The organism is Paenibacillus sp. FSL L8-0641, from assembly GCF_038006265.1.
In the GTDB taxonomy this organism is placed as follows: domain Bacteria; phylum Bacillota; class Bacilli; order Paenibacillales; family Paenibacillaceae; genus Paenibacillus; species Paenibacillus polymyxa_D.
This window is the reverse complement of sequence record NZ_JBBOUW010000001.1, coordinates 1,411,013-1,425,129: the sequence shown is the minus strand read 5'-3', so window position 1 is coordinate 1,425,129 and position 14,117 is coordinate 1,411,013. Positions and strand designations below refer to the sequence as shown.

Sequence of the window (14,117 nt, the reverse complement as noted above, 5' to 3'; positions counted from 1 at the left end):
TCCTGCTGATTGTTGGTGCATTAATTTAGAAATGTAGGTCACCTAATCTTCATCTATAAGTCGTTCAACGTCCAATGAAGGAAAGCTATGGGAAGGCGAGGTTGAAACTACAGCCTCCAAATCCACATGAGCCACAGCAACGGGAAAAGGCGGCTGAGTTCCATGTGAAAGGGCAAACTCGGGCGGCAATGCATCTTGTTCGCCTGCGGCGGGACCCCGAAAGGCGATATGGCTTTGACCCACACGATGACTGATCTGCCGAGGATAGGATTTTCCGGACATAAATTGCGTACCCCCTTTGAATCGGATATGCCTTACTATGTACCAAAATTGCTGTAACCATGCGCAAGCGGCAGCAATTCGCAGTCTTCATCTACACCTCATACAATCACTTATACGAAGCATACTAAGTGAAAATCATATGCTCATATCCCGGGGTGCCCGGAATCGAAGGATGCAAAATGCGGATTAAAGAGAAGGAGGACTGGCGGTATGCATACGGTCTGGAAAGGCGCGATCAGCTTCGGGCTGGTTCATGTGCCCGTTAAAATGTTTTCAGCTACGGAGGATAAGGACATTTCCATGCGTTACATTCACAAGGAGTGTGGAAGCCCACTTAGCTATGTACGAAAGTGTCCCGTTTGTGACAAGGAGGTCGAATGGGAGGAAATTGGAAAAGGCTACGAATATGAAAAAGGAAAATTTGTCATGTTCGACAAGGAGGAACTGGAGCAAGTTAGCGGACAAGCGGATAAAAATATCGTGATTTTGGATTTTGTTGATTTGCAGGAAATTGATCCGATTTACTTTCAGAAAACGTATTATTTATCCCCGGATCAGGCCGGCTCCAATGCGTATAAGCTGCTCATGAATGCAATGAAGGATACCGGGAAAATCGGGATTGCCCAAATCTCCATCCGCTCTAAAAGCAGCTTGGCGGCGATTCGGGTGTTGGATGAATGTTTGGCGGTGGAGACGATGTTTTACCCCGATGAAATTCGTCCCATTGCTCAAGTTCCTAACTTACCGGGGCAGGAAGAGGTTAAAGAGAAGGAGCTGACCATGGCCAAAATGCTGATTGAGCAGCTATCTACACCTTTTGATGCAGCCAAGTATACGGATCAGTACCGCGAGCGTCTGCTGGACCTCATTCAGCATAAAGTGGCTGGTGAAGAGGTGCGAATCGCCCCAACCCAGCCTCAGACCAATGTAGTAGATTTAATGGCCGCCCTTCAGGCCAGCATCGAGGCAGTGCAACCTGTCGTTACCGATCCCGGCCCTGCTGCGAAAAAACGCCCTGCGCGTAAACCAGCAGCCCCAACAGCACAGCAGGCGGTGGCAGGCGACAACCTCTCTCCGACTCCAGTCAAAAAGAAAAGAAGCACTGCCAAACGTAAAGAAACTTAAGCTGAGTTACAGAAAAGTCTGGTTAAGGGGTGGCGGTGACACTGCTTTGATACGATAGTAGCTGACTGAACGCCCCCCGCTCCTCTTGTTCCAGTTGGCGGTAGTTCCCCTGCTGTATGACCTCGCCTTGATCCAGTACGACAATTTGATCCGCATGTCTGATGGTTGACAGGCGGTGAGCGATGACGATCAGCGTCATTTGACCTTTCATCCGTTCCAGTGCTGCCTGAATTGCGGCTTCATGTTCACCATCCAGCGCACTTGTCGCTTCATCTAGTATAAGTATCGGAGGATGATGCAAGATAGCCCGTGCTAATACTAGCCGTTGACGTTCTCCTCCAGACAGACGAATCCCGCGATCTCCAATGATCGTGTCCAGCCCTTCGGGCAGTCTGGATACAAAGTTGTCTGCTGCTGCAAAATGTAACGCCTCCCATAGCTGCTTCTCACTAGCATCCTTATCCGCCAGCATCAAATTTTCGCGGACAGTCGCATGAAATAAAAATGGGTCTTGTGACACGTAGCCAAACGACTGCCGCCACTGGGGCAATAATTCGTCGCCCAGAACAAGCCCGTCTATTGTAATCTGCCCCCCTGTTGGACGTAAAAAACCCATCAGGACATCGACCATTGTACTTTTGCCTGCTCCTGATTTCCCTACAATGGCTGTCATTTCCCGGGCGGGTATGAACAAATTAATATGACGCAGTGCAGGCTCTGCTGCACCCTCGTAGCGATAATCCAGATGGCTGCATTCAATCCCATGACGAAGGGACAGGGGTTGCCGTTCAGATGCAGATGATAGATTGACCACCGATGGATCGCGAGTCTCAGAGGATGCAAGTGCAATCAATGACGGATCTGTGAAAGCTTCGCACTCCTGTTGCACCTTGGTGACACTTTCAAAAGCGGAGATCATAGACATGATGTATTCCAGACTCGCTTGAATAAGAGCAAATCGAGGCCATAAGCGGGAAAATATAAGAATCAGCACAATCAGTTTTTCAGGTGTAACATGCAGCCACTGCAGCGATATAAATATGACACAAGCGACAAAAACAGCTGCCATTGCACGATGAAAAAACTGTGTGGTCGCATTTTGCCGGACAAATTGAGTCGTATTATCCTCCATGCGTTGCGTCAGGGAGCGAAACCAATGGATATTCGCCGCTTCCAACAGATTGCTTTTTATATCTTTCATACCGTTCATGTGATCCGTAATTCCAGCAAAATAAACCTGTGACAGTTCAGTCGTACGATCACCTAATTGTTTGGCATTTCGAATGGAGCGGCGGAACACAACAAACAGCCCCAATCCACTCAGAAATACCAGTCCGGTTAAAGAGGGGGATAACCAAAAAGCAAGAGCAATCTGAATCAGCGTAAACATGACGGCTGTAGCCAGTTGAAGAAGCAAATTCGTTCCCTGACTGACACGCGCCAGCTCGGTCGTCATCACATGGCTAAAATCAGATTTACGCTGACGCAAATAAAAAGCCCACTGCGCTTTCATAAAGGAAGTGTACACGTCTATTCGAAGAGAACGCATAAAACGCTGCTGAATCCGCGAATTCAGGATGGATTGGTAACGCTGAAGCAAAGCCTGCCCTGTAAGCAGCACTACAAAAACCATCAACATCCCCGGCAATAGCCAGCTTTTAGGAACGAACGGCAAAAAATGATCCAATCCATCAGACAGAAATGGCATCCCTGAATGACCGACAAATACGCCGATGGCCGCCAGCATAGGAACAAGCATATAAATGCCAAAACCCTCCAGTAGACTGACAATGATCATACACCCAATATTGAGAAATAACGCACCGCCGTTCACGCTATACAGCTTTGTCATATATAATCGCAGGTGAACCATAATGCACACTCCTTATTCAGGACTTTGCAAAATCCGATCCCAATCGCTCCAAAGTGCATTATATAGACGAACTAGACCATTTCGATCTATATATTGTTCATTGAAAGCCGCTTATTGGATTTTCACAAAATCCTCTATCGAGTCAGTGCTTTGAAAATCGCCGCTTCAGCCAGAGAAATGGACGTAAAGGGATATACAAAAAATGCAGCTGACGAGGCAATGGAAAAACGCTCGAATCGCCCGTAGAAGGAAACAAACGGCTGATGAGATACCATAGTCTGTGTCTTGGCTCTTTTAAGGAAAGCAAGTAAGTGCGGCTGACCGGCTGATAGACAGCCCTGTTTTTGGTCATGACTTGGCTGGAGGCAGCAGCTGGAGTCATCGGGGCACAACTGGCAGCGGTGCTCATCGGATTATGATTGTCGTTACTGGCATCTTCCCTGATGCTAGTAACGCCACGGGTGGCAAGCATGGCTGCTTCGCCAGAGGTACTGCATACTGAAGGACCGCCACCTGGAAGGGCGGCCTCCGCTTGCTCCGCCAAGGCTCTGCTGTGCAGCAGCTCTGATGGAGCAAGCCTACCTGTACCCGACCCGTGGGTGATCGGGTACAGTGCGGGTACGCTGGCCTGCATGAAGGCCAGCGCGCTCAGCGCGAGCCTGTGCGCCTGCCGGGTAGCCGATACCGGACGCATCGGCTCCGGTATCGGCGTACCCAACAGCGCAGCGGCGAGTGCCCAAGCCTGCCCGCCAGCAGGCAGGCCCCCGTAGCGGCGCATCATCGGCAGTAGCGCCTCCCAATCGACAGCACATATCGCAAGCCTGTCGATGTCAACCAGCCAGCGCAGCCTGAACCAACCGTGACGCGCACCATGCGCACTCAAGTACAGAAATTGATGCTCGCTGCCAAGCGTATACATACAGGACGTCATCACAGTCCTGTTGTCGGCAGATCCCAACGGTACCTGCCGAATGGCTCCTGCAGCTTTGCCCTTTTTCCGGCAGTTCCACAGCTCGTTAAAAGAGGGTTCCCCACCCCCATCCGGGTGAAGCCGCCAATGCAACTCTATCTCTACCCGTTTTTGCGGATGTAAATAGGATGCATGATGGTCCTTCCATTTCCAACTGCCAAGGACACGCACTTCTCCGCTCTTGGACGAATATCCAGCTTCCTGCATCCAATGCTCAGCCTCATCCATATCGTCAGGGGCAATGAGTAAGTCTATGTCCTTGGAAGTACGCAGAGAAACATCCCCGTATAATTGCTGCGCCAGAGCAGGCCCCTTCAACATAAGCACACGAATTCCATGAGCTATGAGCAGCCTGGTCAGACGCTCGGCTTCTGCTTGAAGATGGAGCATGCGAAGCGTGTTTCGATGATATTGCGCCTGAAGGTTTCGCAACAATTCTGCGGGAATGAATGGATGATTCAATGTTTTTAGCTGGAGATACACCGTAGGTACCACTCGATGGTGCTCGGTCAGACGTAAAAAGCGGACCCAATCCATCTCACGCAGCTGGGTAGCAGCAGTCGTATCCTGCCAATGAATAACGTCCTTCCCCAATAGAGAGAGTAACAACGTTAATTCTTGATCCTCATTCCAATTCGCAAGTTCCAAAACAGACTTGGTGGGCATGCATTCTTCTCCTTCGTGTCTCATCGCATTAAAGTAAAGAACTACTTTTATCTTCCATATTCTTATTTGTATCCATCACAGCACGTCTTCCGAATATCCCCACCACCGTAAATGCTTCCATCTCCCGTTTCCCCGTAACATAAATCGGTCCGCTACGTACCCATGCATGTGCAGCCAAGCGTCCAGCGGCATTTTTGGCTGTACCCAGATACAGCGTGCAGTCCAGTTTCCTGCGCCCCAGCAACGTCATCGCCGCAGCGGCTTGTACAAGACAACTACTACGCCAAGGAGTATAACTGCTTGCCAGCTCTACAGCGTGTGAAATCTGCTGAATGGACTTCTCTTGCCCAACGTCACACTGCCATGGGGTTTCTTCCATACGTATGCCCCAAGCCCTTGAGTAATCCCAAAAAGAACGACGCTGGCGCAGCCTCGCCCATCCCAGCTCCAGCCAGGCTTCCGGCAACAATCTTCTGACTTCTGGAGACAGGAGAAGAAGCCGTTGTATCCGCATGTTATACCGGCTCCCGTAGAAGCTTTAACAGTCCTTCCCGCTCCAACTCAGCCACAAAGGTATGTACCTGCTGTCTGCACTGTTCCTCGTCCACCTCATATTCGTTCGTCAGGACAGTTACGATATCGCCAAGTGAAGGACCGGATTCTGCCAGTTCCCAGATTCGTCCTCCTGTGTAGCCTAAATTGTAATATTTACCAGTGTTAATGCTCATCATCACTTTTTCTCCGTCCATATCACTGACGTAGACCTCTTCATTGTAAATGACGCGATAATGATCCTTAGCTGGATTAGTGGCTGCCATAACTCTTTTCCTCCTTACGAATGAGTTCAAGTACCCGTTGTACAACCTCGGACGCAGTAAAGACGGAACTATCCCTCAGCAAGCGCCAGCCCTCCACTTTCCGAGCCATCCTAGCCGCTGTATCAAACGACCATTCACTCAAACCCATTCGCGGAATAATCACCCTGCGATATGTATGTTGTAGTAATGTATGCAAGCACTCCAGAACGTTCAAGGGCTGTTCCGTAACCGACACTAGCTCCCCTTCGCGCATCAACGCACGGGTTGGAGAATCTGCCACCAGCTCGAATACGCCCCCTAAGGGCAGCGGATCGTTATAAAAATCATCTACAGCGGGTACGGCATATTTATTCAGCTCACCTGCAAGCGTACGCAGATCTGTGTATTGTGGCATTACAGAATTGTCGTCAGTTAGGGACTGTATGTGCTTTCTTTTGCGTACATGCTTGTTCTCCCGTAAAGCCTCCAGTTGGAGCAAGCTTTCAAGCCCCAGCTTTTGCTGCGGATAAGCTGGATACACAATGGCAGAGGAACCCGTAGCTTTTACAGCAATCACGTCATCACTAACCATCTGATAACCTGCCTGCCTAAAAACAGCAGCCAATGTCGATTTCCCCGTACCCGATTCACCCACAAATGCGTAGGCCCTCCCCCCGATGACGACCGCACTTCCGTGAATAGGTAATATTCGTCTTTGCATCAGCAGAACACCCATGCATGTACCCAGCACAAACAGCCGCACGGTGTCAGGATCAGCCCCAGAGAATATACTTACCTCGATCTCCTTGCCTTCCCTGACGGCATAAATGGCCGTGCCCGGTATTCGGAACATAAATCGCTCATCCAGCATCACAAAATTGGCCTGCTCCAGCTGACCACTCCATGCAGTCAAATCAGCCTGTCGAATGACTACATCCTCTACCACTCCTGGTGCTGCCAGCATCAGCTCAGGCAGATTCAGCTCACTCGCAATCCTGAGTCCAAAGGCCGTATATTTCGTCCAACTGACATTTGCACTCCTGTCATGCACGTAGGACTCACTCCTCTGTCTTTAAAAATCCCGTCTTTATTTCTTGGGCAACACCTCTAACCCGAAAGAAATAAAGACGGCTGTATATTGAATACGAGTCCAATGGATCATGCTATTTTCGTTCATTCAATCGTTATCGGCCCAGTTGTCTGGCTTCCAGTCCAACATTGGCTGCATGTATAACATGTATAACCATCTATTAGCTTGGATTATAGATATCGGCATCGTGGTCGGACACCCAATCAATCTGTCTCCAGCCTTTACCCGCCATAGTCTGGCTAATATCCAGCACCTCTATCGTCGGTTCCTGCCATTCTTTTTTACTCATTTCATCACCTCCCCTCCAACGAATGGCGAACTGTCTGACCGAACAGATTCGATCAGTTGAATCTACAGAGAAAACGGTACACAATCAGGCTATGCATGAGTAGTCTTATATTCGGATCAGACGCCTGCTCAGGGCCGGGGTGGTGAAGTTTTGCCATAGCCGTCTTAATAAACTCAATATTGAGATATTCGGCGGCTCGTAAATCATGACACATCAGTTGAAGCTCCCCCATAAACGTATCCCAACAAGGAAGCATACGATGTAGCCAATCTGCAGGCTGCACGCCGCGTACCCGCTGGTTCAACCGAACATCATCAGGTAGATGATCACGCATGGCCGTACGAATGAGGGCACGGTCCCGACCGTTTTGTACATACTGCTCAAAAGGCACCGATAAGCAAAAGCGAATTACCCGGCTGTCCCCGGTCGGATCACGTTCCCATAGGCCGTAACGTAGTGAAAGTTTGGTCGCGACCACACCATTTTTGTTGGCAATCGCCAAATTTGAGAACTTCTCTTTTCTCGTCTGATCGGCATTTTTCATCCAACCTGTTCCGCTCAATACAGGAATATCTTCTACATTCATCCGTTGGGCAAACTCTGGGTGAATCAGTGAAGGAACGGGACTGCTATGGCCACGCCGCAGCCATAAACGAGGTTCAAGTGAAGTCGCTTTCTTCAACATCACGGGGAGTAGATGAGACATACGCCTGCCCGTAAGCTTGCTGTACCGCCTCAATCCCTGAAAGGATTGCAACCAGTGCAAATGACGAAACTGACGGGCATAATAGTCCAGTGCAGGGCCCCACGATACGGAAAAATTGCCTCGTGCCCCGGTCAACAGTACACCGACATTGTGTTCCTGCGCTTTTTCATAAAAACCTCTGATCCAGAAGGAGTTTTCAAAATATTTGTAGGGAGCCTCCATCAAATCCAGCCAAATATCAATTTCTGAAAACGGACTTTTTCCCTCAAAATCCATATAGTTCTCGTGAATGTTGCCCACATAGCGAGCCGTAGAATGAATGTAGCTTCGTTCGTTCGCCAGCAATGTAGGCGGTGTCCAGTCTGTAAAATCTTGAACAGGCACATAGCTGTAGGCATGTAGCGGCTTTTGTTGCAAGTGCAGCGCTGGCGCGGCAAAGCTGGCAACCGCTCCGGAATCCAGCCCTCCGCTCAAGGCAGCCCCTACAGCGCGATGCGTCCGTAATCGGGCAGTGACCGCCTGTGTGAACACCTCGTGGAAAGCTTCTATGTACTCACCTCCTGTTTTGAGCCGCAGTGGCTCTACCTCATCCAGGCATGCATATTTATGAAGGGTTCGCTTCCCCTCCTCCATAGTGAACCAATGTGCAGGAGGAAGCTGGTTGATATGCTTGTAGGCGGTCGTCCCGATATCGACGGATTCCTGCATGGTGCGGATGGACAAAAATTCGGCCAGCCACGGTTCATGCAGTTCTTTTCGCAGAGAGGACAGGGCCAAAAGCGGAGCGACTACCGTGCTAAACGCGAATCCTCGGTCATGTTGGTAGATGTACAGCGTACGATGGCCTGTCATATCTCGAGCACCATATAATCGATATTCCTTGGCATCCCAAATGACAAAGGCAAAATCACCTATCAGATAACTGGCTGCCTCCACTCCCCATTTGTCATATGCCAGCAAAATCAGCTCGCTGTCCGTGATATCTTGCCGCCGTTCCTGCTCAACTCCCAGCCGTTCAAACAGCTCGGAACGATTGTCAATAATCGCATCCGCCGTGATTGCCAAATCTCTTAGCTCATCATAAAAGGGAAGACGCTCATGAACAGATTCCGGGGTCACATACTGGGCATGACAACCCAAAAAAATAGAGCCTTCACACCAAGCGCATACGCGGTCAGCGGGATATTTCCGCAGGGCCTGCATCATTTTCCCGCCTTCTTCGGTGCATACAGACTCATGCCCAAAGCTATAGATTCCGGCAATCGCACTCACGTTCTTCCCCCTTTTTCTTTTCCTATACTTGATAATGCTACAGACGCCAAGTACCTGAGTTTACGGGCCAAGAGGCTGCGAGATCGGAGACCTTGATGTGGGCGTTGATAGCTTTGAAGCTGAGCGATAAGACGGTTCCGCTCCTCATAGCTATGTGCCAACCTGTTTTCCAGTGATTGGATCCGTCGATCGTTCACGCTCTGGTCCACATGCATCCATGTCGGATCTTGGGGTGGAGTATGATGGATTGCATTTGTCATGAGTTCTCTGTTATCTGTATCCTGTTCTTCCAGCATCCGATAAGCTGCCTTCCATTCAAAGCCGCTTTGCTGGAGGAATTGTTGTGTACGTCGACTCAGCAGCTCCATATCTGGCTCATCTTCAAAGCGAACTCCAGTCATCTGTTCAGCCTGCTCCAGCGCTTCCGCGTAACCAAGTTGCTTAAACATGCGGGACCCAATGCTTCTGCAATACAGCTTAATTTCCCTTTTACTCAACACATGTTGCCAGCTATGTACCGAATCCTGATGCGCCTGTTCATGCTCTCCTACGAATGGATCGCCCGCTCCCATACTATAAAAAAGACTGGATTTGGGCGTATCCGCGAAATCTCCGTACTTTTCCATCCCCGCTTCATAATGGATTCCCAAAAAACTGCACAGTTTCTCGATCTCCATCGTTGGATTGGATACGAGCTGTTCATATCTAAGCGGGTATGCAAGTGGATGAGGTGTAGCAAAATAATGAGTATAACGGAACAAACCAACCGTAATATCCGTCATTTTCATATTAAAATGCGGACTCCCCAGTTCCTCCAGTAGTTGAAAACGTCCGTTCCGTAGCTGATTGACCTTTTTGAATGAGGCCACAATGGCCAAAGGGTTTCGGATAAGCCACAACCTGCGGGCAGCAGGGAATAAACGGTCTATAAATTCCAGCACCGTATAGTAACGCGGGGATTTGTCGATAAGCATATCTGCTGTTGTACCTTGAAGCAAACCATTATATATTTCAAGTGCATACGAACGGGAGGCCTGCTCCAATACGTCGGAGGGGACCATACCTTTAAAAAATTGCCGGAGTATCCCTGTTCCTCCATATGGGCGTGTATGTGACTGCGGAAGATCATATAAACTGAGCAGAAACCACATTTCCTGCGTGGCAAACAGGCGGGAATGGTTTTGCAAAATGGCGGTAAGCAACGAGCTTCCACTCCGAGGGACACTTAACAGGAATACCAGCCCTCCGCCTTGCTTTTCAATCAAGCAAACTCCTCCTCTACCTCTGCTCAAGACACTTTAATAGATACATATCGTATTTTTATTATAAATTTATGATACATAATGTATCTTGTCAATCCTTTTGATGGATAAATTCAGCACTTCACGTTCATGTTAAACCCTATGTAGATCTAAAAGCTTAACAATCAGCCTGTAAATAAAGATTTTGCTGCATATTAGCCAAAGGAGGATAGCACAATGGGACAAGCTGTTAAAGGTACTATTACCATTGAAGGTCAGGAAATTCCTATCACCAACCCGGATAAACCGCTGTGGCCTGAAGCAGGCGTGACTAAGGCGCTGTATCTTCGCAAGCTCGCGGTACTGGCTCCCTTCCTGCTCAAATATTGTCATCATCGTCTGCTGACCGTCATCCGCTGGCCACATGGGATTCACGGTGATTTTTTTTATCAGAAAAATGCCCCACGTCCTCGGCCGGACTATATTGAAACCGCCCTGCATGATGGCATTGAATATATCGTGCTCGGCAAATTGCCACAACTCCTCTGGCTTGGTAATCAAGCTGCGTTGGAATTCCACCCCTCTCTGCACGAAGCGGGAAACAAGCTGCCCTGTGAATGGATGATTGACCTTGATCCATCCAGAGAGGTGGAGCCACGTATTATGGAGGCAGCCTCTATTGTCGGTGAAGTACTGGCTTCGCTTGGTTTGGACTCCGTCCCCAAAACATCCGGGGCCACAGGTGTACAAATTATCGTTCCGATCCGTACAGGCATAACCTTCGACGAACTTCGCAGCATCGGGCTATTAGTCGGACAGTTTGTGACAGAAAAGCACCCGCATCTGTTCACACTCGAAAGGTTAAAGAAGGATCGTGGAACAGCCATCTATTTTGATTATTTGCAGCATTATCAGGGGAAAACTCTGGCCGCTCCTTATACCCCGCGGGCACGCCCCGGCGCTACGGTCTCCACCCCGCTAACATGGGAAGAGGTACGGCAAGATGTATCACCACTTGACTACCATTTGCTGAATATTGAGGAACGACTAAATCAGGTAGGCGACTTGATCGACAAGGTTCCTCCCCAACCTGTAGAAGATGTCCTCAAGCATATGCGCACCAAGGCACACCGAACCTGATCCATGCTTGGAAGAATAAAAAAGGGGACGAACCCCACAGCCATTAGGCTGAGAAATTGTCCCCTTGCGCTAGTGTATTCCTTTTTTCTTAAAGCGTCCGCCCTTCACATCGTGAATGTTACCGATCGCAACGAAAGCGTGCGGGTCCCAATCTTCAACGATGCTCTTCAGCTTCGCTTCCTCCAGTCGGGTGATGACGACGAAAATCACTTTCTTGCTTTCGCCTGTAAAGCCACCTTCACCTTCCAGATAAGTTACGCCCCGTCCAAGACGATCCGTCAGGGCATCCCCGATATCACGGTATTTGTCACTAATAATCCAGACCGATTTGGACTGATCCAGACCTTCAATCGTAATATCAATCATTTTCATGGCGATATAATAAGCAATCATGGAATACAGGGCATTTGGCCAACCGAACACAAAACCTGCACTTCCCAGAATGAATATGTTAACGAACAGTACGATCTCACCGACCGAAAAAGGAGTCTTTTCACTGACGAGAATAGCTACGATCTCTGTTCCATCCAGCGAACCGCCGGACCGAATCACAAGACCCACCCCAACACCGAGAATGACGCCCCCAAAAATAGCGCCGAGCAGCGGTTCACCAGGAGTCAACGCACTTACATTGTGAAGTAACGCGGTTCCAATGGACATAACGACGATACCGAATAATGTGGATAAAGCGAAGGTTTTACCAATTTGTTTGTAGCCGATAAGTAAAAATGGAAGGTTCAACAGGGTCAGGAAAATACCGAGCGGATAGCCAGTAATCTTGGAGGCCATAATGGAAATACCTGTAACGCCTCCGTCAATAACGCCGTTAGGAACCAGAAATATTTCCAATCCCACTGCCATCAGAGCTGCACCAACTACAATCATGGCTGCACGCTGAAACAGGCGTTTTACTTTGTTCTTCGGATTAGCTGGAATTTTGCTGATCTTGGTCAACTCTCCGGTCACATCTGTAATCTCAGATAAACTTTGGACTTCCTTGCTCACTACACTCATATATAAATCCCCCCGTTACAGTATGATATATTGGACAAAAAAGGGGCTGCTATCCGCAGTCCCCTATTCTTTACCGCGCTATTTATATAAATAGTATATCACAAAACTGTGATTTCGCGCAAAAAAGTTAGCAAAGAGCACATAAATCACAATAAAGCGGGATTATAGCGATAAAAACGGCGAAAATCGCCTTTATAGGAGTGGAGAGAGCATGCGAGTTAGAATTTCAGCTGTTTTCTGAGATCTAGGCCGTCTGCGGAACACGTTTAAATCTATGCGTGAGGAGTTGGAAATGTCCTCTACAAAATCTGCCGAAAGCCGTTCCAGCGCTGAATTAGCAAAAACGACAGCGGTCAACTCAAAATTATAGAAAAAGCTGCGCATGTCCATATTGGCAGTCCCGACCGAGCCGAGTAAATCATCGACAATCACCACTTTGGCATGAATAAATCCTTTTCGATATTGGTAGAACTCCACCCCTGCCTCCAGCAGTTCCTGTACATAGGACAGAGACGCCAAATGAACTAACTTCGAATCGGACTGATAGGGAATAATAATTTTCACATCTACGCCACTGACTGCCGCCAGCTTGAGCGCCTCATAAATGCCCGGATCGGGAATAAAATACGGCGTCGTAATCCAAATCCGCTTTTTGGCAACTGTGAGCGCCCCAAAGCACATTTCCTGAATCGTATCCCATACCTGATCGGGACCGCTGCTCAAAATCTGTACTTCCTCATCCCCGGTACAGGTATGTGGAGGAAATAAATTCACATCCATCAGTCTCTCCCCTGAGGCCAGCTTCCAGTCACTAAGAAACGCATTTTGTAGAAAATAGACGCTATCTCCTTCAATCTGCAAATGCGTATCCCTCCAAAATCCTACTTTGGGGTATTTTCCGAGATAATCGTCGCCTACATTAATCCCTCCTACAAATCCAACCATGCCATCTACCACCACGATTTTCCTGTGATTGCGATAGTTAATCCGGCGGTCCAGTGTGGCGAAAAACGGAGGTAGAAAATAATGAAATTCCACTCCCGCCTCACTACAGGTGCGAATAAAGGAATAGGGTAAATTGTAGCTCCCCACACCGTCTACAACGAATCGTACTTTTACTCCCTCACGTGCCTTGCGGATCATGACCTCTTGAAACTTTCTTCCGATTTCGTCGGCCCGAAATATGTAAAACTCCACATGGATATGATGTTGCGCATGTTCCATCGCTGCCAGCATGGCCTCGAAGGCTTCTTCACCGTTCGTCAGCACACGTGTGCGGTTACATCCAGTCAACGGGTTTTCCGACATACGAATTAACTGGTTAAACAGGCGCTCCTGATGTTTGAAATGAGGATTATGCATTTGCTCCACATGTTCAATGACCTTGGATTGCGCCCATAGACGCTCGCGGAATTCACGAAACAGCTGCGATCCCCCTTTTCGAACCACTTTACGCTTCTGATAATCCTGTGCAACAAAGTAGTACACGACAAAGCCAATGAGCGGGAAGCAAAACAAAATAAAAAGCCAGGCTACCGCTTTGGACGGCTTGCGAAATTCAAAGAGCAGAATCGTCCCGGTCTGAAAAATAAAAACAATTAAAACCAACAGCAACCACAGCATGTCTAAGCCTCCTTATATATCTCAGGATT

General features: G+C 48.7%; 13 protein-coding genes. 2 read left to right on the top strand and 11 right to left on the bottom strand.

Going from position 1 to position 14,117, the window contains the following annotated elements; translation table 11 throughout:
* Positions 1–42: 42 nt before the first annotated feature.
* On the bottom strand, positions 43–282 hold the full coding sequence (locus MKY16_RS06390; RefSeq protein ID WP_029516234.1) for a hypothetical protein: 240 nt from the start codon (positions 280–282) through the stop codon (positions 43–45).
* A gap of 210 nt (positions 283–492) precedes the next feature.
* On the opposite strand from MKY16_RS06390, the gene ku reads away from it, so the two are divergent.
* On the top strand, positions 493–1,407 hold the full coding sequence (ku, locus tag MKY16_RS06385) for a non-homologous end joining protein Ku (RefSeq protein ID WP_029516233.1): 915 nt from the start codon (positions 493–495) through the stop codon (positions 1,405–1,407).
* A gap of 22 nt (positions 1,408–1,429) precedes the next feature.
* Here ku and MKY16_RS06380 read toward each other — a convergent pair whose 3' ends face one another.
* The 8 genes from MKY16_RS06380 to MKY16_RS06345 all read right to left on the bottom strand — a co-directional run bounded on the left by MKY16_RS06380 (position 1,430) and on the right by MKY16_RS06345 (position 10,335).
* Positions 1,430–3,280 (bottom strand): ABC transporter ATP-binding protein, encoded by a 1,851-nt coding sequence (locus tag MKY16_RS06380; protein WP_340954640.1) that lies wholly within the window; start codon positions 3,278–3,280, stop codon positions 1,430–1,432.
* A 142-nt stretch (positions 3,281–3,422) separates the two neighbouring features.
* A complete protein-coding gene (locus MKY16_RS06375) occupies positions 3,423–4,916 on the bottom strand; it encodes a nucleotidyltransferase domain-containing protein (protein WP_340954639.1) in 1,494 nt (497 codons plus the stop codon).
* Between the two features lie 28 nt (positions 4,917–4,944).
* Positions 4,945–5,430: a lasso peptide biosynthesis B2 protein gene (locus MKY16_RS06370; RefSeq protein WP_029516230.1), complete on the bottom strand. Its 486-nt coding sequence runs from the start codon at positions 5,428–5,430 to the stop codon at positions 4,945–4,947.
* Between the two features lies 1 nt (position 5,431).
* On the bottom strand, positions 5,432–5,734 hold the full coding sequence (locus tag MKY16_RS06365; protein ID WP_029516229.1) for a lasso peptide biosynthesis PqqD family chaperone: 303 nt from the start codon (positions 5,732–5,734) through the stop codon (positions 5,432–5,434).
* Positions 5,721–6,764: a serine kinase gene (locus MKY16_RS06360; protein ID WP_069011101.1), complete on the bottom strand. Its 1,044-nt coding sequence runs from the start codon at positions 6,762–6,764 to the stop codon at positions 5,721–5,723. The genes MKY16_RS06365 and MKY16_RS06360 overlap by 14 nt, the downstream gene beginning before the upstream one ends.
* A 199-nt stretch (positions 6,765–6,963) precedes the next feature.
* Entirely contained in the window at positions 6,964–7,092 is a 129-nt protein-coding gene (locus MKY16_RS06355; RefSeq protein ID WP_134902123.1) for a paeninodin family lasso peptide, read from the bottom strand.
* 52 nt (positions 7,093–7,144) lie between these two features.
* A complete protein-coding gene (locus MKY16_RS06350; RefSeq protein WP_340884678.1) occupies positions 7,145–9,070 on the bottom strand; it encodes an asparagine synthase-related protein in 1,926 nt (641 codons plus the stop codon).
* Positions 9,067–10,335, bottom strand: coding sequence for a sulfotransferase family protein (locus tag MKY16_RS06345; protein ID WP_340954638.1), 1,269 nt, complete (start codon positions 10,333–10,335; stop codon positions 9,067–9,069). The genes MKY16_RS06350 and MKY16_RS06345 overlap by 4 nt, the downstream gene beginning before the upstream one ends.
* Before the next feature lie 213 nt (positions 10,336–10,548).
* Here MKY16_RS06345 and ligD point away from each other — a divergent pair, with 213 nt between their 5' ends.
* The gene (gene ligD / locus MKY16_RS06340; RefSeq protein ID WP_029516225.1) at positions 10,549–11,451 is read left to right on the top strand and encodes a non-homologous end-joining DNA ligase; all 903 of its coding nucleotides are present in this window, start codon (positions 10,549–10,551) and stop codon (positions 11,449–11,451) included.
* Positions 11,452–11,520: 69 nt separating this feature from the next.
* Here ligD and MKY16_RS06335 read toward each other — a convergent pair whose 3' ends face one another.
* Together MKY16_RS06335 and cls are read right to left on the bottom strand one after the other, a co-directional pair.
* Positions 11,521–12,465 carry a YitT family protein gene (locus MKY16_RS06335; protein ID WP_029516224.1) on the bottom strand — a complete coding sequence of 315 codons (945 nt, stop codon included), beginning with the start codon at positions 12,463–12,465 and terminating at the stop codon, positions 11,521–11,523.
* Positions 12,466–12,657: 192 nt separating this feature from the next.
* A complete protein-coding gene (cls, locus tag MKY16_RS06330; protein WP_069011100.1) occupies positions 12,658–14,088 on the bottom strand; it encodes a cardiolipin synthase in 1,431 nt (476 codons plus the stop codon).
* Positions 14,089–14,117 lie beyond the last annotated feature (29 nt).

What these genes read in the sequence shown, in the direction of transcription:
- MKY16_RS06365 (WP_029516229.1), bottom strand. Translation starts at nt 5,734, where the DNA reads ATGGCAGCCACTAATCCAGCTAAGGATCATTATCGCGTCATTTACAAT.
- MKY16_RS06370 (WP_029516230.1), bottom strand. Translation starts at nt 5,430, where the DNA reads ATGCGGATACAACGGCTTCTTCTCCTGTCTCCAGAAGTCAGAAGATTG.
- cls (WP_069011100.1), bottom strand. Translation starts at nt 14,088, where the DNA reads ATGCTGTGGTTGCTGTTGGTTTTAATTGTTTTTATTTTTCAGACCGGG.
- MKY16_RS06375 (WP_340954639.1), bottom strand. Translation starts at nt 4,916, where the DNA reads ATGCCCACCAAGTCTGTTTTGGAACTTGCGAATTGGAATGAGGATCAA.
- ku (WP_029516233.1), top strand. Translation starts at nt 493, where the DNA reads ATGCATACGGTCTGGAAAGGCGCGATCAGCTTCGGGCTGGTTCATGTG.
- MKY16_RS06380 (WP_340954640.1), bottom strand. Translation starts at nt 3,280, where the DNA reads ATGGTTCACCTGCGATTATATATGACAAAGCTGTATAGCGTGAACGGC.
- MKY16_RS06335 (WP_029516224.1), bottom strand. Translation starts at nt 12,465, where the DNA reads ATGAGTGTAGTGAGCAAGGAAGTCCAAAGTTTATCTGAGATTACAGAT.
- MKY16_RS06390 (WP_029516234.1), bottom strand. Translation starts at nt 282, where the DNA reads ATGTCCGGAAAATCCTATCCTCGGCAGATCAGTCATCGTGTGGGTCAA.
- MKY16_RS06355 (WP_134902123.1), bottom strand. Translation starts at nt 7,092, where the DNA reads ATGAGTAAAAAAGAATGGCAGGAACCGACGATAGAGGTGCTGGATATT.
- ligD (WP_029516225.1), top strand. Translation starts at nt 10,549, where the DNA reads ATGGGACAAGCTGTTAAAGGTACTATTACCATTGAAGGTCAGGAAATT.